Raw genomic sequence first — 25,065 nt, forward strand, 5'->3', positions numbered from 1 at the left:
TGTTCGTCGTGTCCTGCACGTTCTCCTTCCCATTATCGACGCGGCCACCTGGTAGTCGACGCGCAGGGTACCTACGCTGCAGCTGCAACCTTGACCGCATGGCCGACTTCGGCTCGGAATGCCGCGTATTCGGGTGAGCCTCGGAGATCGTCGGGATCGACGCCGGTTCGTGGCAGATCGATTTTCAGGTCGAGCGCGACCTTGCCCGGTCGGCTTGTCAGAACTACGACGCGGGAGCCGAGAAAGGCCGCCTCGTCGGCACTGTGAGTGACGAAGACACTTGTTCGCCCCGATTCGGCACTGACACTGCGCAGGTCCTCCTGCAGACGCTCGCGAGTGAGGGCGTCCAGCGCGGCAAAGGGTTCGTCCAACAGGAGCAACGACGTTTCGGCCGCCAAGGCACGAGCAATTGCCACCCGCTGCTGCTGCCCGCCGGAGATTTCCCAGATACGCCGGTCCGCAGTGCCGACCAGACCGACGCGGTCGAGAAGCTCGTCACGCCTTTGCCCGCGTTCGCTCTTCGCAACGCCGGCGTATTTGAGTGCCAGATCGATGTTGCCGCCCACCGATTTCCACGGAAAGAGCCGTGGCTGCTGAAACACCACTCCCGCACTCGACCCGGGAATCGGGTCGGATCCGGAGACCTGAACCGTTCCACTGGAAGGATTTTCGAAACCCGCGATCAGGCGCAGCAATGTGCTCTTGCCGCAACCCGACGCTCCGACGAGAACCAGAAACTCACCAGGTGTGACGTCGATCGATACGGGCCCGAGTGCCGTGACGGACTCTCGACCGTGGCCGTACCTGTGCGAGACGGTGTCGATTCGGATCGCGCCCGGGCGGTCGGGGGCGAATCCTCCCGAGGCCTGCTGTGCGGTCACGCTACTGGTCAAGGACATCGGGAAGCCCCTTCACATAGAGAGCATTCTGAAAGACCGCCAGATCAGGCACACTGTCGATCTGCTTCTGCTCGGCCAGGAATTGCGCTGCACTCTGCAGGTTCACTGCCAGATTCCCGGGAGCGCCCTCGGTGCCCAACCATTCCGGCGAGGAGATCTGCTCCGGAGTGAGGAACACACCCTGTTTCAACTGCGCTGCCGCGTCGTCCTTCGAGGCGCCTAATTGTGCGGCAACAGCTTCCGCTGCCGCGTTCGGATCAGTGGCGATCGTCGTGAGCGCGCGGGCCTGAACCTGGCGCCAGGTGTCGACGATCTCGGGGTGATCCTTGGCAAACGCAGTCGACACCACACCAAGATCGAGTGTCGGCTTTCCTGCTGTCGCGAGCTCACGGCTGGCGATCAACTGTGTTCCGTCCTTACGGAGTTCGTCGAGCGTGGGCAGCCAGGTGTAGACGGCATCGATGTCACCGCGCTGCCAGGCTGCGAGGGATGCTTGCGGCTGGAGATCCACCAACTGGACGTCGTCGGCACTGAGTCCGGCCTGGTTCAGCGATGCCAGCAGACTGTAGTGCGCGGTCGAGGAGAATGCCGTGGCCACTTTCTTGCCGCGCAGATCTGCGACGGTCTTGATTCCGGTTGCGTTGCGCGCCACCAGGGCTTCGTTGTCGCCGGCCACGTCGAGAACAAACGCGACCTGGTACGGAATGTTCAGCGGTGCCGAGAGGCCACGAGCAACCGGGCTCGAACCGATTGCGCCGAAATCGATTTCACCGGCGATGAAGGCGGTGTTGATGTCGGCTCCCGAATCGAACTTCGTCCACTTCACGTTGTATTCGGGCAGCGCGTCTTCGAGCCAGCGATTGTTCTTGACGATCAAGTCGCCGCTCGGGAACGACTGGTAAGCGATACGGATTGTTTCCTTGGACGAATCCTGGCCCGAATGATCCACTGAGCACGCACCGAGAACAAGGGCAAGGACGCCGATCAGCACCGTGAACGCCGTCCGGGAAGCCCTTCCTTCATTGCGCGTCGAATTACTGCTGCGCTTCAGATTGCTGCTGGCGTGTTTCTGATTGTCAGTCATACTTTTCCCCTCCAGGGAACGGCGCGGCGCTCTGCAGCCCGCAGCAGTCCGTCGATGATCAGGCCGGAGAATCCGATGGCAAAGATCCCCACCAGCACGACCGGTGTGTTGTTGTAATTGCTTGCATCCTTGACCATTCCGCCGATTCCGGGGATGCCGTTGAACAGTTCGGCCGCGACCACCGACGAGTACGCCATACCCACCGACAGCCGAATGCCCGTGAAAGTTTCCGGTAAGGCCGACGGGACGACGACGTCCCGGATCACCTGCGCCCGTGAGGCTCCCAGGGCCCTGGCCGCTTCGACCAGTCCGACCGGCGCCGCGACCACAGCAGCTGTGGTGGCCACCGCTGCCGGCGGAAGAGCAGCGAGCGCCAGCAATGTAATCTTCGGCGCCTCGTCGATTCCCAGCCAGATCACCAGCAGGAAGAAATACGCCAGGGGCGGCAGTGCGCGCAGGAACGTCAACCACGGTTCGAGCAGGCTCCGCAGCCATGTCACCGATCCCATGGCCAAACCGAGGATCACGCCCAATCCGACGCCGATGATCACACCGACCAGCACCCGTCGCAGCGTCATGTAGAGGTGCTCCCAGAGCAGGTAGCCCTGGTAGCCGCGCACTCCGTCGTGCGTGGTCATCGTGTTGACGAAGGCATGCCAGACCGTGCTCGGGAACGGCACGAAGGTCTCACTCCAGGTTGCGCTCGCGGCAGCGACCTGCCACAGGGCCAAGAATGCGATCACGGAAAGCACCGGCAGTCCGACAGTGGTCGCACTCGAAGTCCACGGCCGACGCGGCTCACGGTTCGGTTCCGTGACTGATGTTGGTTCTATTGCTTCGACAGGAGTCGACATCGCTGTTCTTCCTCGACGTACGGAAAATTCCGGCACACATGCAGCAACGGGCGCATATGCAGGGGCGAAGGCGCACAGAGCGGCGCCATTCTCACTCAGGAGAGTCGGAAGGAATCAACAGCAACAGCAGTTGGCACCAAGACGGCACAGGTCGACGGCGATGCGTCGTGTCAGTGGCGTCGAGGGCATGGGGGTAATTACTACCTGTGTCTGCAATTACCCGCAAATGCGGGGGAAATAGGCGTCAGTCGGCCAAGCGAACCGACAGCGAATACATGAGCGGGATCTCGGGTCGTCCGGCCGGGACTCCCCAACGCTTGCCGCCGAGTTCAGCCATCTCCTCGAATCCTTGCCAACCGTTGGCGTACGGGTACTCGTCGAAGGACTCGAGCGTCAATCCGGCGCGCCGCAAAGCTCCTAGCACTTCGGAAATGGACCAGTTGAATTCACATGAGGGGAAAGGATTTTCGAAGTTCTCGACTCCGTTTCCCTCAGCGCCTGGCAAGATGAGATCGGCCGAATCTGCCACGTAGTCGCCCACGCCACGGGGTTCGGTCACGGGAGTCCCGCCTCCGTACGGGTATGTCAGCGACCACTTCTCGTCGAAACACATGGCAAACGGATGAAACTCCACCAGAACGAATCGACCGTTCGGCGCCAGAACACCGGCAATCCCCTCGGCCCACTCGTCGAGATCGGGTAACCAGATCACCGTTCCGTACGAAGAAAAGACTCGGTCGAACTTTCTCTGGCCAGCGGCAGCAGCGCGGAGCCACGCAGATACATCGGCACGCTCGAAATCGGCGGCAATATCGGATTCCGCGGACAAGGTTCGGGCGAAGTCGATCGCGGAATCCGCGATGTCGACGCCGGTCACCGCGGCACCGATAGCGGCCAAACTCAACGAATCCTGACCGGAATTGCACTGCAGATGAAGAATCGAGGAGCCGTCGATCTCGCCGAGCAGCGCCAGTTCTTCCGGATACAAGGTCGACCCGCCGTTGCGAAAGAACTGTGCCTGGTCTCCTTTGTGACTGTTGTGAGCGACGGTCGCCGCATTCCACGACAACCGATTCATCTCCGCTGCATCCATCACTACTGCATCCACTTCTCGACCCACAACAAGTCCGCCCGAGTTCACCACGTCCCCGGTCACGTCGGCAATCGATTTACTGGGCTGGAAACCTATCCGAACGAAGATGCAACAGGTTACAGTTTTTCGACGGACCATCGAAGGAGAACCAGTGCGCTACGGACTCAGCCTGTTCACCAGTGATCGCGGCATCCGCCCTGCCGATGCAGCAAAGGCTGCGGAGGCGAATGGATTCGACGCCTTTTACGTTCCGGAGCACACTCACATCCCCGTCTCGAGGGATTCCGATCACCCCGGAACCCAGTCGGCAGAATTGCCCGACGACCGTTACATGCGCACACTCGACCCCTGGGTTGCCCTCGGCACCGCCGCGTCGGTCACGAACACCATCCGATTGGGCACCTCCGTGGCCCTCCCCCTCGAACACGATCCGATCACTCTCGCGAAAACCATCGCATCGCTGGACCATCTTTCCGGCGGACGCGTGGTCTTCGGCGTCGGATTCGGCTGGAATGCAGAGGAACTCGCCGACCACGGCGTACCGCCCAACAAACGCCGGACCGCACTCCGCGAGTATCTCGAAGCCATGGGCGAACTGTGGTCGAAGGAAGAAGCGTCGTACGACGGCCAATTCGTGAAGTACGGACCCAGCTGGGCGTGGCCCAAACCAGTTCAGAAGCCCCGTCCTTCTATCCTCTTGGGCGGCGGCGGCAACGAGAAGACTTTCAAGTGGATCGCAAAGTCTGCCGACGGGTGGATCACCACACCCATCGAGCAGGAGATCGACGGAAACGTGGAACTGCTCCGAAAGATCTGGGCCGAAGCAGGTAGAGTCGGCGAGCCTGAAATAACCGTCCTGGCAGGCAAACCCGATCCGGAGAAGCTCGCCCACTGGGCAGACATCGGTGTCACCGAAGCAATGTTCGGCACTCCGGACAAGAGCCCCGAAGAGGTTGTCGGATACATGGAACGTCTGGCAGCCAAGCTCGGACGGTGAGGTCCGCCACAGCATCTTGACCTCAACTGCACTCGAGGTTTTAACGTCGGTATTGCACAAGACAGTGCAACGGCAGCAAAACCCGAGACAGAAGAGGGGCGAGGAGTGACCACAAAACTGGTTGGCACCCAATCTGTTTCGGACGACTCTGTTGATGCGGAGCCGTCCATCCGAAACTCCTTCGTCGAGGCGTTCCGGAACCATCCCGCCGGCGTCTCGATCATTACCGCAACGGGCGATGACGGCCCGGCCGGCATCACGTCGTCGTCGGTGATCTCGATCAGCGCCGATCCGGCAGTTCTGGCGTTCTCACTGCAGTCGTTGCGTGGTTCTGCGAGCGTCATTGCTTCCGCCCGCAGTTTTGTTGTTCACCTGGCAAATTCGGCGAACGAACGACTGGCTTCCACGTTCGCAACCCGCGGCGCTGTGCGCTTCGGAGACGATATGCCCTGGTCGTTTCTCTCGACGGGTGAACCGTTCCTACATGGGACAGGCCACGCCCTGCGTGCGGTTCCCTTGAATGCCACTACATGTGGCGCCGCAGTGATCGTCACTGCACGCGTCGTCGACGTCATCGATCCGCAGCACGTGTCAGCGCCGCTCGTCTATCACAATCGAACCTATCGAAATCTCTCGACTCACAACATTTCCTCAAAGGAAGGCATGTCACATGACTGAATACGTTCTCCCCGAACTGGATTACGACTACGCCGCTCTCGAACCGCACATCTCCGGCGAGATCATGGAACTGCACCACAGCAAGCACCACGCCACGTACGTGGCGGGCGCCAACAGCGCAATCGAGCAGTTGGCTGCTGCGCGCGAAGACGGCACGATCACCGCGAAGGCGCCGCTGCTCAGCAAGAACCTCGCCTTCCACCTCGGCGGCCACACCAATCACTCCATCTTCTGGAAGAACCTCTCCCCCAACGGCGGTGAGCGGCCAGAGGGCGAGTTGGCAGCCGCAATCGACGAGCACTTCGGCACCTTCGACGCATTCGTCAACCACTTCTCCGCTGTAGCAACCACTTTGCAGGGGTCCGGCTGGGCGGTACTGGCCTACGACACGGTCGGGCAGCGCCTGGTCATCGAGCAGCTCACCGACCAGCAAGGCAACATCAGCATCGGTATCGTTCCGTTGCTCATGCTCGACATGTGGGAGCACGCCTTCTACCTGCAGTACAAGAACGTCAAGGCCGACTACGTGAAGGCCTACTGGAACGTCATCAACTGGGAAGACGTTGCACAGCGATACGCGACGGCCACAGCCTCGACCGGCTTGATCGTCCCCGCCTGATCGTCCCCACCCGATCACTGCCATATCACCCCGATCAGCCCAGCTCGGCACGGTGGCTCCGTTGCCGAGCTGGGTTTTTACACCCCCGAGATCGATGTATGTGAAGGCAGGTAACATACACCGAGCGCGGCTGACTCGGCCGTCCGCCGATTCGACTCCGAGGGGAACCAGTGCTCGATATCAGTGGTTTGATCGCGACGTGGCGTCCGACGCTGGACACCGCAGCACGCAATGCATGGGGACTCTCGTTCGGCGACGGTGTCGAGAAGACCGAACGCACCCCGTCCGTACTGATCAGCGAAGGTCCACACCGCGATCTGTATCGCTTCGGCGCATTGTGGAGGCCAAGAGGTAATCCGGTTCTCCTCGTACCGCCCCTCGCGGTTTCAGCCGACTGTTACGACCTTCGTGCGGGCCAAAGCCTCGCCGCGCACCTACTGGATGGGGCGAACACGCCCTACCTCCTCGACTACGGGACCATGCGGTACTCCGACCGCGGGATGGGTTTCGAGGCCTGGGTCGACGACATCATCCCGGAAGCGATCCGTACGATCTCGGACCTACATGACGGCGCACCGGTTTCGCTGATCGGGTGGAGCCTCGGCGGGACCATGTCTCTGCTCACGGGCTCCGCTCACTCCGACCTGCCGATCGCATCGATCACGGCAATCGGAACGCCAATCGATTACACGAAGATTCCCGCTATCAGCCCCTTGAGGCTGATCGGCAAATACACGGGTGACACCCCACTCACGTCCGCGACCAATCTTGTCGGCGGACTACCTGCTCCACTCGTTCAGGCGAGTTACAAGGTGACGGCGTTGCAGCGCGAAGTTCTCAAGCCATGGTTCATCATGCGCAACCTCCACAACACCGAGACACTGGCTCGCATGGAATCGATAGACAAGTTCATGGCAGCCATGCCTGGATACCCTGGCAAGGCTTTTCAGCAGATCTGCGAACAACTCATGCTCGGCAACAATCTCTACAACGACGCCGTCACGCTTGCCGGACGCGAGATCAAACTGTCAGCTCTGAGCGTTCCCGTTCTCGCGGTCGGCGGCACCACTGACGTGATTGCACCCATCGCTTCGGTGGAAGCGATCACGTCGGTCCTCACCGGCGCGCCGTCGGTCCGGTTCGAGAAGGCGCCGGGAAGTCACCTCGGGCTCGTTGCCGGCCCCACCGCGAGAGACTCCACCTGGGCGCACATCGACGAATTCTTGAAAGAGAATGCACCGCAGTTGGTTTCGACCAGCTAAATCACGGCGTTGTGATGCCCGCGGCTACAGCTGCCTTGTGCCAATCCGGGAATTCACTCAGCAAACGGGTGTACAACTGGGCGTCGTCGACGGTGTCGATGTCGTCCAGCGCGAAGAATCCGGCATTGTCGACCACCCTGCCGTCGAGGTCGTCGAGCTTCTCCAGCACTCCGTAGTTGGCCTTGCCGATTCCGACGAACTGCCAAAAGGCCGGGAGCCCAGACGCTTCGCGCATCAATTTCGTGATTTCCTTGCGCTCGCTGAAGCCACCGTCGGTGAAGAACAGGACGAGCGTCGGCGCCGAACCACGTGTCAGGCCGGAAAGAATCTCAGTCATGATCGGCACTTCACGATTTGCGGCGCCGATCTTGTCATAGTTGAATCCGCCGTGCGAGCCGCGCAAGTGCAGGTAGGTATCCGACCACTCTTCCGCGTCATGGACAGAGATCTCGGGGAGTTTGACGAAGCTGACTGCATACAAGTACGGCTCCAGCTTGCCGTCGTCATCGAGTTGGATCGCAACGGGAATCATGCGTTCGACAACACGATGCACCACTCTGGTGCGGTACTGCTTGGCCATACTTCCGGTTTTGTCGATCACCAGGACCACCCGTGCCCGAATTCCGTTGCCACCCTTGGTCAGCAGGACCTTGGCCACTTCGCCCTTTCGGAGGTCCAGCTTCTCCCGCTTCACCATGGAGAGTTTGGCTTCGTCGGGCACGGTCCGGATACCGCCTGTCGATTCAGCAGAGCCGGCGGGTCGAGCCGGCGGTTCCTCGTCGACCGAAACGCCGAATGCTGTTACCAGGTCCGCCAATCCGCTGTCCCAGCCAGCTGACACGTTTCGCAGCTTCCAGCCCGTGCCGCGGCGATAGATCTCGACGAGAACCGCTGCTCTCTCACTCGTCAACCCCAAAGCCTGAGCCGCGATGGCGGTGGAACCAACCTGCTCCACCACGACCCCAAGGCCCCCGACAGCAGACAGGGTTCCGTTTGCCGCCGCATCAAGTGCCACGGCAACACTCAGCTGATGGATGTCAGCGGGCAACCTCGCAATGTCGATTTCGATGACGCCGCCGGACTCCAAGCGCACCGCGCCTTCGGGTGAGACCGGCTGATTGAAGAAGACAAAATCTGCGTCGTCCCGTACTTCGTTCCGTTCGTCGAGCTGGAACACCATCAGGTCTACCGTGCCCGGGGCGCTACCGTTCACCGCCACCTTCAGCGAAGTTCCCTCAACGACTGTGTTCGCTCCACGCGCCAGCTCCATACCGGAAGATTAGCTGGCCACCAAAGAATCAACGGCCCCGCGGTCGGAAGAATCACAGCACACTTTCAGCAATCGCGAGGATTCTCGAGGCAGACTGTTCGTGGAAGATTTGTCGCACGCGGGACCAAGAGCCTGAACATCGACAGAATCCTAGGGTCGATCAGGAGGTCAAAATGCCGCACGGCCAGACGCGCACCATCCCGATGTTGCCACTCTTGCCACCTTTGACGAATTTCGACGACGCAAGTCGCTCGGTCGTGTCCTACCTCGACGAATATCTTCCGCTGGCACTGTGGTCGATCACGCGGTTCGACGGGTCCAATCAAATCTTTCTCACCGTCTCACCCAACCCACTCCACATCGAAGTCGGCGAGACCCGGGCTTGGCCAAACACCATGTGCAGCGAGGTGGTACTCGGAAATGCGCCGCCAGTCTCTTCGAATCGGGCGCTCGTGCGCGCACTGTCCCGTGATGGCAGGTGGGAAGGCATTGGCGCATACGTCAGCATCCCAATCCTCCACAACGACGGCAGTCTCTTCGGCACTCTGTGTGGCGCCGACCCGAGTGCGGGCGACTCCGCACTCGAGGACAACCTGGCCCTCCTCAATCTCCTGTGCCGACTTCTCGGAACCATTCTCGATGTCGACTATCAGCGCGCGCAGTCAGTCCGACTGGCCGAAACTGCGCAACTCGATGCCGAGACCGACCCGTTGACAGGTCTTCTCAATCGGCGCGGGTGGAATCGCATCCTCGAGGCCGAGCAAACTCGGTACCGCCAATTCGCCGATCCGGGAGCTATCATCATCGTCGATCTGGACGGCATGAAGACCATCAACGACGAACTCGGCCACGCCGCGGGCGACGAATACGTTCAAAGGGCCGGCAAGATCTTGGCAGCGTGCGCGCACCCTGGTGCGGTGGTTTCACGGTTGGGCGGAGACGAGTTCGGAATCGCTCTGCCCGATACACAGCCGCGCGCCGTCGACTACCTGCTCGAGTGTTTGGAGAGGGCGTTCCGGAATGCCGACGTCTGTTGTTCGATCGGTCGAGCCGACTTTTCCATGACCCAAAGCCTTTCCGAGACTTGGGATACGGCCGATGCGGAGATGTACCGCCACAAGCGCTCGAAGCACTGATTCGACTCCTCCACGGCCGGTTGGCACCGCATCGAGGTCTCCTTCGATGCGGTGCTCGGTCCGTGTTCTGTTGTCGCCAAAGAGGTTTGACCTCTCAGGTTTTGAAGGTGGTGTTCGCCGGCCTGGGTTGCTGTCCGGGGTCGATCGAGGGCGGCGGGATGAACCAGGGTTTGTTGTCGACTCCGATTCGGATTTCCCATTTCCCGACGAACCCTGATTTTCGGTGCATCAGCCGGTGGTGTGAACGGCACAGCAGGACCAGGTTGTTCATCACCGTCGGGCCACCATTCGCCCAGTGCCGGATATGGTGCGCATCGGTCCACGCCGGTACACATGTGCAACCCGGGAACGCACAGCCTCTGTCTCGGGCAATCAACGCAGTCCGTTGTTCGGCGGTGACCAACCTCTTCCCTGGTTTCGCATCGAGCGGCGCCCCGTGACCGTCGAGCAGAACGGTCGACAGGAAACAGTCGCAGCCGAGAAGCCTGCTCTGCGACACCGACAGCGGTCCCAGCCACGGCATGTGCCCGACATCAAGATCAGACGGAGACTCTTCACCATCGGAGGGCGCGGCGGCGCAATCTCGATGCTCAGCGAGATCACGCGCGTTGATGTGCACGTTCACGTGCGGGCGCTGGCCACCATCGGTTCCGGTCTTGGCACAGTCCAGATAGCGGCGGATCAGTTCGCTGAACCCGTCCGCCGTGCGTTTCGCCGCCGACCTAGAATCCGGGGTTCCGTCCGGCGCCGGGGTCGGCATCGTCAGATTCGACAACGCCGACAACAACATTTCACCGGTGAGGGCATCGAAATCACCGCGCACCACCACCCGACCGTTCAATGTCGACGCGATCCGCAACTCGTTGAGATCGACATCCTCGGCGGGCGGGATCTCATCGGACTCGAACAACCGCTCCAAGGTCGCGATCACGTTCCGCACCTTCGTGGTCGTCGCCTCCACCCCCGATGCCGCAGCCAACAACAAATCGATGCACTTCGGTAGCGCCTCCTCCGGCATCCCCTTCGGCGGTGACTCACAGAACGCCACGATCAACACGGCATGCTCGAACGAGCAATCCCCGCCATCGAACCGAGCAGCCACCGCCGGAAACGGCCGCAAAGCTGCACCCAGGGCGGCGATCTTCTTCCCGTCCCGAACCTGCAGCATCGTGTTCGCCGCCAACCACGCACCCACACCGCGGCTCGCAATCACCTGATCATCCGGGCGCAACGACAGTTCGTCGACCACCGCCACACGAACGGCTTCCAGGCGCAGAATCTCCGCACTCGCCGACACCGCAGCAGCGCGCAACTCAGCAGCAGTCAACCGCCACAACCGTCCGCGTAACCCCACCGCAGAACCAGACACCACGTCCGACAGACAAACACTCATTGAATCCCCCGATCCCCTCCCCAAATCATACTCGAACATGCGTTCGAGTCAATACCTCGCTACCAGCGCAAATAAGAGCAGGGAATAGTTCGACCGTCACACGCGTATTATTTGAGTAAGCAATACTTGCGGTCGCAAATAAATGGAGGGCGTCACCGATGACAACTGATGAACACGTACGTGGTCGTGTGTGGCGCGACCTCGTCGTCTCCCACAGCGTCATCCTCGGCAAGATGGAGGCGGACCTTCGAACCACCACCGGACTCACCCTTGGCCAGTACGACGTTCTGCTCCGACTGCACGAAGCTCCGGGAAACACGATCCGAATGGGCGATCTGGCCGAACTGGTCCTGGTCACCACCAGTGGCGTGACGCGCGTCGTCGATCGATTGGTCGAGGCCGGATTAGTGGAGCGCGTTAGACCGGACAACGATCGACGCGTCGTGACGGTATCGATGACGCCTGCGGGCAAGAAGACGCTTCGAAAAGCGTCCGCCATACACACGCGAGGGATCGCCGAATACTTCTCCGATCTCATTGAAACCGAGGAGCTTCCGGTACTCGAACGCTTCTTCTCCCGACTTGCCACACATCACACGAATCAAGGCGGCGCATGCGATGCGCACGTAGAACAGCTTTCCATCACCCCCACGAACAGATAGCGAGAAACAACATGGCTTTCGAATTGGGCGTCTACCATTTCGGTGAACTCACCCCAGACCCCACCACCGGCGCGATGATGAATCCCGGTGTCCACCTTCGTCATTTGGTGGAGCAGGCAACCGTTGCCGATCAGGTTGGACTCGATGTCTTCGGCGTCGGCGAGCACCATCGCACCGACTTCGCAGTCTCAGCCCCTGCCGTTGTGCTCGCGGCAATGGCTCAGGCTACCGACAACATCAAGCTGTCCAGCGCCGTAACCGTACTCAGTTCCGACGATCCCGTACGTGTGTTCCAACAGTTCGCGACAGTCGACCTGCTTTCCGAAGGCCGTGCCGAGATCATTGCCGGCCGAGGTTCGTACACGGAGTCATTTCCGCTCTTCGGGTACGACTTGTCCCAGTACAACGAACTCTTCGCCGAAAAGCTTGATCTACTACTGAAACTGCGCGACGAGAACCCGATCAACTGGGAAGGACAACTTCGCCCACCACTGATCGACGGTGACGTGACGCCCCGCCCGGACCGTCAGATTCCGGTGTGGATCGCAGTCGGAGGTACTCCGGCCTCTGTCGTCCGTGCCGCGAAACTAGGCCTGCCCCTCTCACTGGCCATCATCGGTGGAAGTTACCAACAGTTCGAACCGTTCGTCGATCTATACCGCAGGGCTGCAGCGGAGTTCGGACACGATCCGAAGAAACTGGCTGTCTCGATTGCTTCGCCAGGATTTGTCGATACCTCGAAGCAAACAGCACTCGACACGTCGTACCCGTACTTCCAGGCCGGGTGGATGCAGAATCATCATCAGCGCGGAAACGGAGTTCCCATGCCGCGCAGGGCATATGAAGCGCAGGCAACCACCGCGGGTGCGTTCTTCCTCGGCGGCCCGCAGGAAATCATCGACAAGACGATGGCGCAGTACGAACTGTTCCATCATGACCGGATCATGATCCAGATGGGGTTCGGCAACGTGCCACAGAGGGACATGCTGCGTGCGATCGAGATCCTCGGCACCGAAGTAGCCCCCGTTGTGCGTAAGGAAATCGAATCACTGAAGTCGTCCCAAAAATAGGAGTTTCGATGAGCACACCGCTCAAAATTGTTGCCGTTGTCGGCAACCTTCAAAAACCCTCCAAGACTCGTGCCCTCGTCGACCTGATCGTCGAAACCTTGGGAGACTTCGAGCAGATCGACACACGAGTTTTCGAGATCGTGGATCTGATTCCAGGTCTTGCATCTGCTCTGGATCGCGATCACGTCGACTCAGTGACCGCCGAAGCGCTGGCAGCAGTCGAGTCCGCCGATATCGTCATCGCGGCGTCACCGGTGTTCCGCGGTTCGTACACGGGAATGTTCAAGCATTTTTTCGATCTCGTCGACCAGTACGCGCTTGCCAACACTCCGGTGATTCTTGCCGCTACAGGTGGTAGCGACCGCCATGCTCTCGTGTTGGATCATGCCCTGCGGCCACTGTTCGCTTTCTTCCAAGCGCTGACCGCTCCGGTCGGAATCTATCTCAGCTCAGGTGATTTCGACGGAACGACCATCCTCAATCCCGAGGTATTCGAACGTATCGAGATGGCAGCAAAGGACGTCCTGCCGGTAGCGAGGATGCTCGCGGAGCGGCATCGAGTTGCGCTGACGTGAACGCCCCTCGTCTGCACAACAATGACCCGGAACCACCACCAGCGGTCACGACTGGCAATGCGGCTGATCCAGCACACTTACGCCGCTGATCCACATCGCATCACCGAACACCGTTTTTCAGTGATTCTTCAGCTCCATCGCAGTAGCGTCGAAAGGGCCACCTCATGTCAGGAGCCCCCATGACCACCCCGGATCAACCCACTGTCCAGCAATCCGTTCCTCAGCACCCGATTCGACCACCCGTCAATGCGGGCTGGGCAGTGGTCTCGCTGCTGTTCTTCTGGCCGCTTTCCTTCTCCGCTTTCACGCACGCCTTCAACGTGTATCCGCTGTGGGCTGACGGCGATGTGGCCGGGTCGCGGTATGCGTCCGATCGAGTGAAACGGCTCGGTCAGATCTCGCTGTGGATCGCAGGCGGCCTACTACTCCTGGTCTGCATCCTGTACGCGATTGCGGCAATCGTGTGGTTCGCCAACGGTGGCCACGATTACGGTCCGCGGCGTATGCGCTGAACAGCCACCCTGGACAACCACACCACCAGGACATCACCTCATCAATCGATCGACGAACGCCATGGTCTGGTCCATCGAAGCGACCGTCGTTTGACCGTGGCTGATTCCGGCGAGTTCTTGATACTCGAACTGCGTTCCCCGCGAACGCATGTCGACCAGTTGCGCCCAGGTAAGGGCGACAGGAACCGTTGTGTCCGACACGCTCTGCACCACGCGCAGTGGACGGTCGTAGCCGTCGACCGGCACCTGCATCATCTCGCGGAACAGGTCGTACATGCGCGGCGTCCATACCGACCGAGAAAACAACGAGCTCAACTGGATTCGTTCGGCTCGAATGTGTCGGCCGAGATCTCCGGCGCACAGTGTCCGAGCCTTTTCCATCCACTCGATCCCCTGCGGCGAGAGAACCTCGCGAATGTTCTCTTCGGGTCGTTGATCGTCGATCCCGGCCAGGACGTACAGCGCATATCCCACCAGCCCGGTGATACCGATGTCGGGAAACAGCGGGCCGCCCAACGGAAACAGCCCTTCCATGTGTGTGGGGCCTGCGACGACGACCGAGCCACGGAAATCCAATTCCGGTGCACGAGTGGTGGCATCGTGTCCCGCGAAGTACGCCGCATGACCACCTTCGGACAAACCCGCGACCATCCACCGCGGACTCAGCACATTGCCGTACAACTCGTGCGCGGCCCGCACGATGTCGACGGCATTCGCCCCGGCGGCATGTCCGTCGAGATAGGCCAGCACCCCGTCGGTACCAACTCCCGAGTAGTCGGTAGCGACCACCGCGTACCCCTGCTCCAACCAGCGTTCGATCGGTTCGATCTCGCCCGGACCGAATCCGGTCGACGAGGGTGCACACTGATCCGCACTGCCCAAAGTTCCGTGGGCATAGGAGATGACGGGCCAACCGCCCGCCGGTGGGGCGCCTTCCGGCAGAAACACGGACCCTGACGACTCTCCCCATCTGTCAGCGGTACGCAGAGTTCGATAGACGACCCGCTGCGTCTCACCGGCGCCGACCGGAAACACTGCGGCCGAGAGTTCGCCATAGGACTCCAGCGCGCCCGCGACTTCCGGTTCGTCCGCCGTCGCCACTGCAACACCTGACCCCCACCCGAGACCCGACAACAGAATGCTCGCCACCACGGCCGCAACAAAGGTTCTACCCGAACGACTCACCACGCCAACCCCTCCCGACCTATGCAGAGCATGATGTCGATATGCAGATCATCATCACCGGTCACAGCCTGCCCGGACGTGAGTGTTCCGAAACCGCAACCTTCGAAGAGCGCAGCAACATCCACGTCGGCGTTCAGCGCCGAGGCAAGCCACACGAAATCCTCGACCTCGTACCGGGAGATACCGAGACAGTGCGATGGGAACTGACAGCGAGTCTGGAGCGAAAGTCCGGTGCCTGGGACTTACTCGGTCCATACATCCAGGGTCCACCTCGCGGACGCTTCATCTACCTGTCCTGGGTGACGGTATCCGATGACCAGACGTTCGAGATGTTTCGGCGCGCAAAGCTGATGCTCGACGCGATCCCCGAGCACATCGCCGAGGAGGCCGACGCTTCCGGCATGCTCCACGGAGACCTCGGCCTCACCGACGCCGCAGGTAAACCACTGTGTGCGGCTATCCGACCGCCGACGATCACATGGTCATCCTCGCCTTACTGAGCATCGTTCAGTAGTGTGGAGATCGAACACTTAGTCTGCCCGGTGGCCCCACACGATCGATACGGAGTCCGAACTGATGAGCACCGAACACCTCGATGTCCTGATCGTCGGCGCCGGCTTGTCCGGCATCGGTGCTGCGTATCGACTCCAGACCGAGCTTCCCGGCAAGTCGTACGCAATCCTCGAGGCCCGTGCGAACAGTGGCGGAACCTGGGACCTCTTCAAATACCCTGGCATCCGATCGGATTCCGACATGTTCACGCTCGGCTACCCGTTTCGGCCGTGGACAGATGCCAAAGCAATCGCCGACGGTGATTCGATCCTCCGGTACGTGCGCGACACCGCGCGAGAGAACGGGATCGACAAGAAGATTCGGTACAACCGGAAGGTGACGGCCGCATCATGGTCGTCAGCGGACTCGACGTGGACGGTCACTGTCACGACCGGTGACGAAGATGAAACCCTGACCTGCAACTTCCTCTATCTGTGCAGTGGTTACTACAGCTACGAAGGCGGATACACCCCCGACTTCCCTGGACGTGAATCATTCAGCGGCGACGTAGTGCACCCGCAGTTCTGGCCCGAAGAACTCGATTACTCCGACAAGAAGGTCGTTGTGATCGGAAGCGGCGCCACCGCAGTCACATTGGTCCCCACGATGTCACGGGACGCAAGCCACGTCACGATGCTCCAGCGATCACCGACATACATTCTGGCTCTGCCGTCCAGCGACAAATTATCGGACACCATTCGCGCAGTACTGCCGAATCAACTCGCGCACAGCATCGCTCGATGGAAGAGCATCGTAGTGAACCTGAGTTTCTACCAACTGTGCCGGCGCAGTCCTGCGCGTGCAAAGCGGTTGCTGAACCTCGCGATCAGTCGCCAACTCCCGGAAGAGATCCCACTCGATCCTCACTTCACACCCACCTACGATCCCTGGGATCAACGCTTGTGCGTCGTACCGGACGGCGATTTGTTCAAAGCCCTCCGATCGGGCAAGGCCTCGATCGAGACCGATCGCATCGACACTTTCACCGAGACCGGAATTCGTCTCGCGTCAGGTCGCGAACTCGAAGCTGACATCATCGTCACTGCAACAGGATTGAAGATGGAAGCGTGCGGCGGGATGTCGATCGAAGTGGACGGCGAACCCGTCACCCTCGGTGATCGTTACGTCTACAAGGGCATGATGATCAGCGACGTACCGAACTTCGCGATGTGCGTCGGCTACACCAACGCCTCGTGGACTCTGCGAGCAGATCTCACGTCGATGTACGTCTGCCGACTGCTGACGGAGATGGACAAGCGCGGCTATTCGAAGTGCGTGCCGCACGCGAGCGAAGAGATGGACCAGCGGCCGATCCTGGACCTGGCGTCGGGGTACGTCATGCGTGCTGTGGAACAGTTCCCGAAGCAGGGATCGAAGTCACCGTGGAACATGCGTCAGAACTACATCCTTGATCGTCTTCACTCGACGTTCGGGAGCATCAACGACCACATGACGTTCTCGAAGGCGCCAGCTCGACATTCGACACCGGTACCGAGCAAGAGTTGAGCGGACCACGAACAACCAGGTAGAGCAATCGGGCGAAGCCACCAATCGATCCGACGACAAAGAACACACCCGAACCTGCGACTACTGCACAGAGCGCACCGAGAACGATGATCGCCGACGCCTCTACCATTCGACCGGCGGACTCCGATCCGAGAACGTGTATTTCATCAACTCCTTCGTCCATAAAACTATTTTCAGCCAACCGTCCAGCCGGTTTGTAGGGACTTTAGTCGCGAGTCGGATCAAAATGGACTCATAATTGCAGGTCAAGCGTTCAGTTGGCCATTCCGGCCGGATGATCTCCAGTCCGTTCCGTTGTGATGGTCGGCAACAGAGTGCTGGTCGAATACATGGACGATTCACGAATCGACACGGTCGTATCAAATCTCCGTGCCTCTCCACCCACTCTTACGCAGGGTGTGGCCCAGCAGCGTGACCACCAGTGAAAACATCGGCAGGGCAATGATCACCCTCGCGGCAAACACCCCCGATCTTCCCGGCCGCGTCCTTCGCAGCGACAAGATCAACGAACTCGCGCAGGCCTGACAGCTTGACCTCGAAAGACGAAACCGCGGGCGACGAGTTCCAACGCCACGGCCACCGAGCAGGTTTGTGCCAACAACAACCCTGCCAATACAAGAATTTGCACAGCACCGGCCTGAACGGCCGATCCCGTCGCGAGCAACACACCGACAAAGGCTCCGGGCAATGTCACGAGGCCGACGGTGCGCGTCTGGTCGACTCCAGGCAGCAGAGCATCGGAGGCAGCGGTGCGGGCTACCTCCCACCGCGCATCGCGTTGGGAAAATCCAAGGCTCAGTGCTGCTTCCACTTCCCCGTACCGGTCGTCGACGGCGTCGAGTCCGCGTTTGGCTGCCATCGATGTTGCAGTCATCGCGCCACCCAGAACAATGCCGCCGATCGGCACCAGAGCGACGCCTTGCAGCGGAACCACTCCGGACAGCAGCATCAGTGGCAGAACCACACCGATTCCCGACGCCAACGCGATGGTCAGCCAAACTCCGGACGTCCCCGCGTTCGAGCGTCGTGCCGCGGTGAAAGACGCTGCAACGAACATGCCGACGAGCACGAGGAGCGCCGACCAGATGTGGGCCAAGGCGGCGGCAAGGATCAACGAAATCGCGGCCAACTGAAGAGCGCCACGAGCGAGGGCACCGGGGACCACCCGAACGCTACCGAGATAGGTGAATCGGTAGACGAGCGTGGCGACGAGTGCCATGACGATGCAGAGCACAGCCAGACGGATGCCGGAGTCGGCTATCGAAAGGCTCATGGGTCTCAGTGTTCCCTACGAGCCGAGTCCGATCCGAATTCGAGAACCGCTCAGAACACCCAACCGCGAAGGGCGACGAATCGCAGGCCACCGACAATTCCGCTCACGGCGATCACAAGCCCGGCTTGAAGAAGCCCGTCGGCGCCTGGGAGAAGGAAGCCGAGCGCACTGATGGCGGCAGAACTGGCGATCAACCCGACCAGTGCGAGTCCACCGCCTTCCCACTGCGCGGTGAACCAGTTGACGCGATCCGCGGCGTGGAAGGTGAGCCGGCGATGCAGTTCGTTGGCCAGAATGGTGCTCAAGACCGCACCAACTGCGTTGGCGACCAGCGCTCCGTCACCGCGCAGCGCCAGAAAAGCGGCAAAGTACAAGATGTTGCTGGCTCCGCCGACGAGGGCAAAACGAACGAGCTGAGCAAAGGCGCCGTCGCCGGCAAGGGCGCGAAGCCTCGTTGCCGCGAAACCTGCACTCCGCGTACCCACCATCGAGATCGGATTGCTCCCGACCCAGATGTCAGACGTGCTCATATCGGCTTCTCTCATACGGACAATCGGAACCACACGTTCCGCTTAGTAATATAGCACTAACGGAATCGATCATTCCGCTTAGTGCCGTAGACTGTGAGGATGCCGACAACACACCCCGACGCTTCTCATGCGGGGACCTCGGCCGACTGCTCACAGCCGCGCCTTCGGTCCGACGCCAAGGCCAACCTCGAGCGCATCCTCAACTCCGCTCGCGAGGTGTTCGCTGCCCAAGGACTCGACGCCACGCTGGCGGACGTCGCGAAGCACGCCGGCGTCGGCGTCGGCACCGTCTATCGCCGGTTCGCCAGCAAGGACGAACTGATCCAGGCACTGTTCGACACGCGGTGTTCCGAGATCGAAACGATCGCCGCCACCGCCCGAGAGATGCCCGACGCCTGGGAAGGTCTTGTCTACTTTCTCGACGTGATCTCTCTGCGCATGGCAGACAACCGCGGATTCGGCGATCTCCTGATGGACGGACGCTTCACGTCCGACACCTTCGCTCGCGCGCGCGCCGGGATCGCTCGACACACTGCGGTACTTGTCAATCGCGCCAAGGAACAGGGCACCCTGCGCAGCGACTTCGAAGTCAACGACATTCCACTTCTCATGCAGGTCGTCAAGATGGCCCAGAAGTTCGGTGGCGACGAGGCCCCTCAGGCTTACCGCCGCGCACTCGGGTTCATGATCGACGGACTCTGCGCGTCCCGCACCGACCATCGGGAACTGCCCGTGCCGGCGCTGTCCTCCGAGCAACTCGATCACGTCCTTCATCGATTTCAGGCAACGCCCGGGAAGAACTGCTGAGTCGATTTCGGGGTCGACGCCATTGCGGCGTCGACCCCGAAATTTGCTGTCAGTGGGCGATTACCGGTTCACCTTCCGGCGAATCCGGAAGCAGTCCACTCCGAAGAACCAGTCCGGTCAAGACCGCACCGACCGCGAATATGCCTGCGGCCCAATAGAACGTCGTGGTGTAACTCTCGACGGCGGCCTGCGCCTGAGTCAGCGGATTCATCTCGCGGCCCACCAGGTAGTTGGTGGAAGCCGAGGCGGCAATCGTGCTGAGCAGTGCAGTTCCGATCGAGCCGCCCACCTGCTGCATCGTGTTGACCGTGGCAGATGCGACGCCGGCATCTTCGTGATGCACGCCTGAAGTTGCTCCCTGCATCGACGGGGCGAAAATGCTGCCCATGCCGAGTCCGGTGACGACGAGCCCCGGCAGAATGTGGACTGCATAGGTGCTGTCCACCGAGATCTGGGCCAGCAGAGTCATTCCGATCGCCGCGATGACCATTCCGCTCACGATCAGCACTCGCGGACCGACGCGCGGCAGCAAAACCGCTGTCGAAAGCGTTGCCGCTGTCACGATTCCGAACACCATCGGCATGAATGCGAGGCCGGTCATGATCGGGCTGTACCCGAGGATCAGCTGCATGTAGTACGTCAGGAACAGGAAGACTGCGAACATGCCTGCGCCGGAAAGGAAGATCGCCAGGTACGAGCCCGCCCGGATTCGGTCGAGGACCACCCGCAGCGGAAGAAGTGGGTGCTCGGACTTGGTCTGCCAGTAGATGAACGCCGCCATGAACACGACGCCGGCAACGAGCCACGAGATAGTGGGAGTTGCACTCCACCCGTCCGACTCGGCCTTCGAGAATCCGAAGACGATGCTGAACAAGCTGATCGACACCAGGATCGTTCCGGGGATGTCGAGTTTGGGTCGCGAGTCACTGGTGTGCGGCGCGAGCAACAGGACTGCTCCGACCAGGGCGATCGCCGCGAAGAAGAGATTTACGAAGAGGCACCAGCGCCAGTCGACCCACTCGGTGAGTGCGCCGCCGAGCAGCAGTCCGATGGCGCCACCACCGCCGGCAACGGCACCGAAGATACCGAACGCCTTGGCACGCTCACCTGGATCCGTGAATGTCACGGACAGCAGCGACAGGGCTGCCGGGGCAAGGAGCGCACCGAATACGCCTTGGCCGGCACGAGCGGCAACAAGCATTTCGAAGTTGACGGCTGCGCCACCGATGGCGGAAGCGACTGCGAAGCCGATCAGGCCGACGATGAAAGTTCGCCTGCGCCCGAACAAGTCGCTCAATCGACCGCCGAGTAGCAGCAAACTGCCGAACGCCAATGCGTATGCCGTGATGATCCACTGGCGGTCCGAATCACCGAACTCCAGTGAGCGCTGCGCAGCAGGCAGCGCGATGTTGACGATGGTGGCATCCAAGACCACCATCAGCTGCGCAATTCCCAGAACCGCGAGAACCAGCCACCGCTTTGCGTGGTTGTCCCCTGAAGGCGCTGAGGACTGCTCGAATTCAGTCCGTTCAGCAATGTCTGACATAGTCCCTCGCCCAACCTATGCGGAGATGGCTTCTCCGGTTAGCAAAAACGCTACACGAAAACGGAGAGGCTGTCTCCACTTGGCGGGTAGAGTGGGGACATGAGTACCGCAATGGAGCGCCCCCTTCGCGCCGATGCTGCACGTAATCGGCAGTTGATCATCGACGCCGCACGTGAATTGTTCGCCGAAGAAGGGATCGACGTCACACTCGACGACGTCGCCCGGCGCGCGGGGGTCGGCGTCGGAACGGTCTATCGGCGGTTCGCCAGCAAAGAAGAATTGATCGACGGAGTCTTCCAGCAGAACTTCGCCGACATGGCAGCGGCCGCGGACGCGTCACTTGCCAATCCGGATCCGTGGGACGGACTTGTCACCTTTGCCGAATTCGCCTGCAGCCGTATGTCGGTCAACCGCGGACTCAAAGACGTCCTGAACGGAACCGACGAGGGATGCGAGCAAGTCGCATGCCAACGATCCATCATCGAACCGTCGGTCGAGAGGATCTTCTACCGGGCCCAGGAGGCCGGGATGCTGCGCACCGACGCCGTACCGACGGACCTGTTCGGCCTCATCTTCATGGTGGGCGCAGTCACCGAATTTGCTCAGCCCGTCAACCCGACCGTGTGGCGTCGATACCTCTCGGTAATGCTCGACGGCCTACGCACGGAGGGCTTGCACCGTGACGCACTGCCCCTTCCTCCACTGAGTTCGGAGGAATTGCACGAGGCCAAGCAATGCCTGAAAGACCGCCGCCGTTGAGCGGTTCGGTCAGATCTGCTCACGAGGAATGAAAATCCACATCACGATGTAGATCAGAAACTGCGGGCCGGGCAGCAGGCACGAGAGTACGAACAGCAAGCGGACTGTCGACGACTTCCAACCGAAGTACCGAGCGATTCCGGCGCACACCCCACCGAACATTGCTCCCGAGCGGGCGCGGGTGAGCTTGCGGGTATTCATCGGGGAGGTCATGTGTTGTTTCCTTTCAACGGAACTCGCGGTTCATCCGCGTCGACCTCCACTATCCGCTGCCGATCCACCTGTGCGCATCAGGCCATGGACCCATCTTTTCCGACGCGGTGTGTCCTCAGGTACGAGTCCGTCCCCGCGTCAGACTCAGGGTTCTCCCCCACACCCCGGCCTCGGACCTCAGCCTCGCACCTCAGCAGGGAAACATGCGTCGAAGCCGTTTCGGAGCCGCAAAAGGTTGCCAGTTGTCGACGTCCTGCGCCAGACGATCGGCAACGGTCCACAACGCCGACGGGTTGTGGGTCAACCCCATGTGACTGCCTTGCACCGCAATGCTTTCCGACAGGCCTGCCGAGGTTTCACAGCACGCTTGCCATGGAACGATACCGTCGTGCCTGGAGTAGACCGACGTGGCGGGAACGGAAATAGGCGATCCCTGTTCGGATTCGATGCCGTCGACCGGAGGCAGTATCGCGTGATTGCCGGACAAACGAGCGTAGAGAGATCCGACTCTCGTCTGCTCCAGACTGGTGAGACCGAAAGGACTTCCCAGTGTCACTACCTGACGCACCGAATCCGGCAGGTCCCTCGCCAGCTTTCGAGCGTAGATACCGCCCAGACTCCAGCCAATTACCGACACCTTCTGCTCGTATCGATCTGCTACCTCGGCCAATGCGGCAGGCAGTCCGTCGACCACCGTCGCCGTCGGACCGGTGTTCAGACCCAGATTCCAACCGTGAACCCGGTATCCGAGAAAGCTGAGGTATGTCCTCAAGGCGAGAGTCGAAACGTCCGAAGTCAGCAATCCGGGGAGAACGAGGACCGGATGCCCGTCCCCACGCGGCGATCGAAGCAACCACGGAGCCGCGAGAAGCAGTGAAGCGATGTCGACCAGTCCGCGGGTCGGTTCGCTCAGACACATCGCCAAGGATGGTGGCCCCGGAACGAGTGGGTCGACTTCACGAATCAGCGTCGATCGCTGCGCCCAATCGAATTCGGTCTCCGCGAAATCGATCGCCGGGACTTCCGCAACTACGGACACCTGAACTCCTGTCGGCCGGTGCCCTCGTCGGGGCGTGTGGTGGGGCGGTTCCGCGAGCTGTGTGCTCAACCCGCGGAACCTTGTCCTCATCCACCACCGGTAGCGAACCAGGACCCGTTCTGCCCACAGATTCGTGACCAAAGGCCTCTCGACCAGACGAACACTGTGTGATCCAGAACACTAGTTTTGGTTACGTTGCATCTACGTTGCGTAGATGTTTCGTCGCTTCCTACGAGATTTCGTCCCACAGAAGCGCGACCCACGCGGTCGCGGCGCCGGCGTCCTAGCGAGCGCTCAGTTCGAGCAACTCTCGGGTGGCAGATTTTCGGCGGCCCACGTTGTCAGTTCACTGAGAGCGGGGAGCAGCGCCTGCCCCGACGCTGTGAGTTCGTACTCCACGGCGATGGGCGGACCTGCATCGACGCTCCTCGTCACCAGGCCTGCCCCTGCCAACTCCGTCAGGCGTTCCGAGAGCACCGAATCACTGATCCCGCCCACCGCGCGCTTGAGTTCGGAGAATCCCGCCGGCCCGTTCAGCAGCGTGCCGAGAATGACGCCGTTCCACCGTTTGCCCAGGAAGCCGAACGCGCGGGCCAGAGCCCCGTCACATGCGCGGGGCTCGTGTCCCGCTTCGCTCTTGCTTGCCACCCCACCATCCTAGCCACAGTGCTAACGTATCCGTAGGCACTATTTTTTTACTAGCAACTAGCTTTACCGGGTGATGCTCGGTCGAGCTACCACGGAACGGAAACCCCCGATGTCTCTCGACGCAGCCACGCCATTCACCGCCCAGCAACTCGACGAAGCCGGCCGCGAACTCCTCTTCACTGCGGCTCGCACCGCCAACTCCTTCTCGAACGAACCTGTGACCGACGACGAACTGACTGCGATCTGGGAGCTCGCGAAGTGGGCACCGACCGCGGCCAACACCAATCCGCTACGTGTGCTGTTCGTCCGTACCGAGGAAGGCAAAGCACGCCTCGTCGAGCACATGGCAGACGGCAACAAAGCCAAGACCGAGGCCGCTCCTGCAGTTGCCGTTCTGGCGGTGGACACCGAGTTCTACAAGCACATCCCCAACCTGTTCCCCATTCGCCCGGAGATGAAGGACTACTTCGAATCCGACGAGGCTGCCGCCAGTTCGACGAGTCGGTTCAATGCCGCACTTCAGGCCGGCTATGTGATCCTCGCGATTCGCGCACAGGGTCTGGTCGCCGGCCCGATGGCCGGGTTCGACGCCGACGGCATCGACGGCGAATTCTTCGCAGACGGACGTTTCAAGACGATCCTCGTGGTGAACATCGGCCATCCCGGTGAGAACCCCTGGTTCGATCGTCTGCCGCGCCTTTCCGATGAGGATGTGCTCAGCTGGGCCTGAGGCCAATTCGGACAAATCAAGCAATGCGGGAGAGTTCTGCGGAACTCTCCCGCTTTGCCATCTCCAGCGCGTTTCAACTCTGCTCGCAGTGGGTACATACCCGCGTCTCGCAAAATCTCACGTCCAGAACAACATCCGACACGCTGCAATCG

At 60.8% G+C, this 25,065-nt stretch carries 27 protein-coding genes; 14 read left to right on the top strand and 13 right to left on the bottom strand.

What is annotated here, in order from left to right; all coding sequences use genetic code 11:
* Positions 1–71: 71 nt before the first annotated feature.
* From GN300_RS04745 to GN300_RS04760, 4 genes are all read right to left on the bottom strand, one after another.
* On the bottom strand, positions 72–899 hold the full coding sequence (locus GN300_RS04745) for an ABC transporter ATP-binding protein (protein WP_081558371.1): 828 nt from the start codon (positions 897–899) through the stop codon (positions 72–74).
* Positions 883–1,983, bottom strand: a complete 1,101-nt coding sequence (locus GN300_RS04750) for a glycine betaine ABC transporter substrate-binding protein (protein WP_063315833.1) — start codon at positions 1,981–1,983, stop codon at positions 883–885. The genes GN300_RS04745 and GN300_RS04750 overlap by 17 nt, the downstream gene beginning before the upstream one ends.
* Complete coding sequence (locus GN300_RS04755; protein ID WP_063315832.1) at positions 1,980–2,837, bottom strand: ABC transporter permease; 858 nt, start codon at positions 2,835–2,837, stop codon at positions 1,980–1,982. Before GN300_RS04755 ends, GN300_RS04750 begins: the two co-directional genes overlap by 4 nt.
* Positions 2,838–3,081: 244 nt before the next feature.
* Entirely contained in the window at positions 3,082–3,993 is a 912-nt protein-coding gene (locus tag GN300_RS04760; protein ID WP_063315831.1) for a bifunctional 2-polyprenyl-6-hydroxyphenol methylase/3-demethylubiquinol 3-O-methyltransferase UbiG, read from the bottom strand.
* 88 nt (positions 3,994–4,081) lie between these two features.
* On the opposite strand from GN300_RS04760, the gene GN300_RS04765 reads away from it, so the two are divergent.
* The 4 genes from GN300_RS04765 (at position 4,082) to GN300_RS04780 (ending at position 7,486) form a co-directional block, all read left to right on the top strand.
* Positions 4,082–4,927: an LLM class F420-dependent oxidoreductase gene (locus GN300_RS04765; RefSeq protein WP_063315830.1), complete on the top strand. Its 846-nt coding sequence runs from the start codon at positions 4,082–4,084 to the stop codon at positions 4,925–4,927.
* Positions 4,928–5,032: 105 nt separating this feature from the next.
* On the top strand, positions 5,033–5,605 hold the full coding sequence (locus GN300_RS04770; RefSeq protein WP_003940431.1) for a flavin reductase family protein: 573 nt from the start codon (positions 5,033–5,035) through the stop codon (positions 5,603–5,605).
* Positions 5,598–6,224: a superoxide dismutase gene (locus GN300_RS04775; protein WP_003940303.1), complete on the top strand. Its 627-nt coding sequence runs from the start codon at positions 5,598–5,600 to the stop codon at positions 6,222–6,224. The genes GN300_RS04770 and GN300_RS04775 overlap by 8 nt, the downstream gene beginning before the upstream one ends.
* Before the next feature lie 170 nt (positions 6,225–6,394).
* Positions 6,395–7,486: an alpha/beta fold hydrolase gene (locus GN300_RS04780; RefSeq protein ID WP_042922316.1), complete on the top strand. Its 1,092-nt coding sequence runs from the start codon at positions 6,395–6,397 to the stop codon at positions 7,484–7,486.
* A gap of 1 nt (position 7,487) precedes the next feature.
* Here the strand turns inward: GN300_RS04780 and GN300_RS04785 are convergent, their stop codons facing one another.
* On the bottom strand, positions 7,488–8,756 hold the full coding sequence (locus GN300_RS04785) for a VWA domain-containing protein (RefSeq protein WP_063315829.1): 1,269 nt from the start codon (positions 8,754–8,756) through the stop codon (positions 7,488–7,490).
* A 173-nt stretch (positions 8,757–8,929) separates the two neighbouring features.
* Here GN300_RS04785 and GN300_RS04790 point away from each other — a divergent pair, with 173 nt between their 5' ends.
* Complete coding sequence (locus GN300_RS04790) at positions 8,930–9,892, top strand: sensor domain-containing diguanylate cyclase (protein ID WP_063315828.1); 963 nt, start codon at positions 8,930–8,932, stop codon at positions 9,890–9,892.
* Between the two features lie 94 nt (positions 9,893–9,986).
* Here GN300_RS04790 and GN300_RS04795 read toward each other — a convergent pair whose 3' ends face one another.
* Positions 9,987–11,285, bottom strand: coding sequence for an HNH endonuclease signature motif containing protein (locus tag GN300_RS04795; RefSeq protein WP_063315827.1), 1,299 nt, complete (start codon positions 11,283–11,285; stop codon positions 9,987–9,989).
* Between the two features lie 158 nt (positions 11,286–11,443).
* On the opposite strand from GN300_RS04795, the gene GN300_RS04800 reads away from it, so the two are divergent.
* From GN300_RS04800 to GN300_RS04815, 4 genes are all read left to right on the top strand, one after another.
* The gene (locus tag GN300_RS04800) at positions 11,444–11,947 is read left to right on the top strand and encodes a MarR family winged helix-turn-helix transcriptional regulator (RefSeq protein ID WP_007731489.1); all 504 of its coding nucleotides are present in this window, start codon (positions 11,444–11,446) and stop codon (positions 11,945–11,947) included.
* An 11-nt stretch (positions 11,948–11,958) separates the two neighbouring features.
* Complete coding sequence (locus tag GN300_RS04805) at positions 11,959–13,017, top strand: LLM class flavin-dependent oxidoreductase (protein WP_063315826.1); 1,059 nt, start codon at positions 11,959–11,961, stop codon at positions 13,015–13,017.
* An 8-nt stretch (positions 13,018–13,025) separates the two neighbouring features.
* On the top strand, positions 13,026–13,592 hold the full coding sequence (msuE, locus tag GN300_RS04810) for an FMN reductase (RefSeq protein WP_007731485.1): 567 nt from the start codon (positions 13,026–13,028) through the stop codon (positions 13,590–13,592).
* A 179-nt stretch (positions 13,593–13,771) separates the two neighbouring features.
* Positions 13,772–14,104, top strand: a complete 333-nt coding sequence (locus GN300_RS04815; RefSeq protein ID WP_007731480.1) for a CD225/dispanin family protein — start codon at positions 13,772–13,774, stop codon at positions 14,102–14,104.
* A 33-nt stretch (positions 14,105–14,137) separates the two neighbouring features.
* Here the strand turns inward: GN300_RS04815 and GN300_RS04820 are convergent, their stop codons facing one another.
* Complete coding sequence (locus tag GN300_RS04820; RefSeq protein ID WP_063315825.1) at positions 14,138–15,292, bottom strand: lipase family protein; 1,155 nt, start codon at positions 15,290–15,292, stop codon at positions 14,138–14,140.
* A 38-nt stretch (positions 15,293–15,330) separates the two neighbouring features.
* Here GN300_RS04820 and GN300_RS04825 point away from each other — a divergent pair, with 38 nt between their 5' ends.
* Positions 15,331–15,789 (top strand): DUF5990 family protein, encoded by a 459-nt coding sequence (locus GN300_RS04825; RefSeq protein ID WP_042452701.1) that lies wholly within the window; start codon positions 15,331–15,333, stop codon positions 15,787–15,789.
* A gap of 76 nt (positions 15,790–15,865) precedes the next feature.
* Positions 15,866–17,347 carry an NAD(P)/FAD-dependent oxidoreductase gene (locus tag GN300_RS04830; protein ID WP_054827128.1) on the top strand — a complete coding sequence of 494 codons (1,482 nt, stop codon included), beginning with the start codon at positions 15,866–15,868 and terminating at the stop codon, positions 17,345–17,347.
* Between the two features lie 523 nt (positions 17,348–17,870).
* Here GN300_RS04830 and GN300_RS04835 read toward each other — a convergent pair.
* A complete protein-coding gene (locus GN300_RS04835; protein WP_042452705.1) occupies positions 17,871–18,641 on the bottom strand; it encodes an ABC transporter permease in 771 nt (256 codons plus the stop codon).
* 50 nt (positions 18,642–18,691) lie between these two features.
* Positions 18,692–19,129: a GtrA family protein gene (locus tag GN300_RS04840; RefSeq protein WP_020908979.1), complete on the bottom strand. Its 438-nt coding sequence runs from the start codon at positions 19,127–19,129 to the stop codon at positions 18,692–18,694.
* 141 nt (positions 19,130–19,270) lie between these two features.
* On the opposite strand from GN300_RS04840, the gene GN300_RS04845 reads away from it, so the two are divergent.
* Complete coding sequence (locus tag GN300_RS04845; RefSeq protein ID WP_007731468.1) at positions 19,271–19,978, top strand: TetR/AcrR family transcriptional regulator; 708 nt, start codon at positions 19,271–19,273, stop codon at positions 19,976–19,978.
* 49 nt (positions 19,979–20,027) lie between these two features.
* On the opposite strand, the gene GN300_RS04850 is transcribed toward GN300_RS04845, so the two are convergent.
* Positions 20,028–21,524, bottom strand: a complete 1,497-nt coding sequence (locus GN300_RS04850; RefSeq protein ID WP_003940566.1) for an MFS transporter — start codon at positions 21,522–21,524, stop codon at positions 20,028–20,030.
* A gap of 99 nt (positions 21,525–21,623) precedes the next feature.
* On the opposite strand from GN300_RS04850, the gene GN300_RS04855 reads away from it, so the two are divergent.
* The gene (locus GN300_RS04855; RefSeq protein WP_080712681.1) at positions 21,624–22,283 is read left to right on the top strand and encodes a TetR/AcrR family transcriptional regulator; all 660 of its coding nucleotides are present in this window, start codon (positions 21,624–21,626) and stop codon (positions 22,281–22,283) included.
* 9 nt (positions 22,284–22,292) lie between these two features.
* Here the strand turns inward: GN300_RS04855 and GN300_RS04860 are convergent, their stop codons facing one another.
* The 3 genes from GN300_RS04860 to GN300_RS04870 all read right to left on the bottom strand — a co-directional run bounded on the left by GN300_RS04860 (position 22,293) and on the right by GN300_RS04870 (position 24,183).
* A complete protein-coding gene (locus tag GN300_RS04860) occupies positions 22,293–22,496 on the bottom strand; it encodes a PspC domain-containing protein (RefSeq protein ID WP_003939828.1) in 204 nt (67 codons plus the stop codon).
* A gap of 190 nt (positions 22,497–22,686) precedes the next feature.
* Positions 22,687–23,535: an alpha/beta fold hydrolase gene (locus GN300_RS04865; protein WP_063315824.1), complete on the bottom strand. Its 849-nt coding sequence runs from the start codon at positions 23,533–23,535 to the stop codon at positions 22,687–22,689.
* Positions 23,536–23,829: 294 nt separating this feature from the next.
* Positions 23,830–24,183 (bottom strand): helix-turn-helix domain-containing protein, encoded by a 354-nt coding sequence (locus tag GN300_RS04870; RefSeq protein WP_007731459.1) that lies wholly within the window; start codon positions 24,181–24,183, stop codon positions 23,830–23,832.
* A 109-nt stretch (positions 24,184–24,292) separates the two neighbouring features.
* On the opposite strand from GN300_RS04870, the gene GN300_RS04875 reads away from it, so the two are divergent.
* The gene (locus GN300_RS04875) at positions 24,293–24,913 is read left to right on the top strand and encodes a malonic semialdehyde reductase (RefSeq protein ID WP_063315823.1); all 621 of its coding nucleotides are present in this window, start codon (positions 24,293–24,295) and stop codon (positions 24,911–24,913) included.
* Positions 24,914–25,065: the final 152 nt, after the last annotated feature.

The organism is Rhodococcus sp. Ni2, assembly GCF_021352185.1.
Lineage (GTDB): Bacteria > Actinomycetota > Actinomycetes > Mycobacteriales > Mycobacteriaceae > Rhodococcus_F > Rhodococcus_F qingshengii.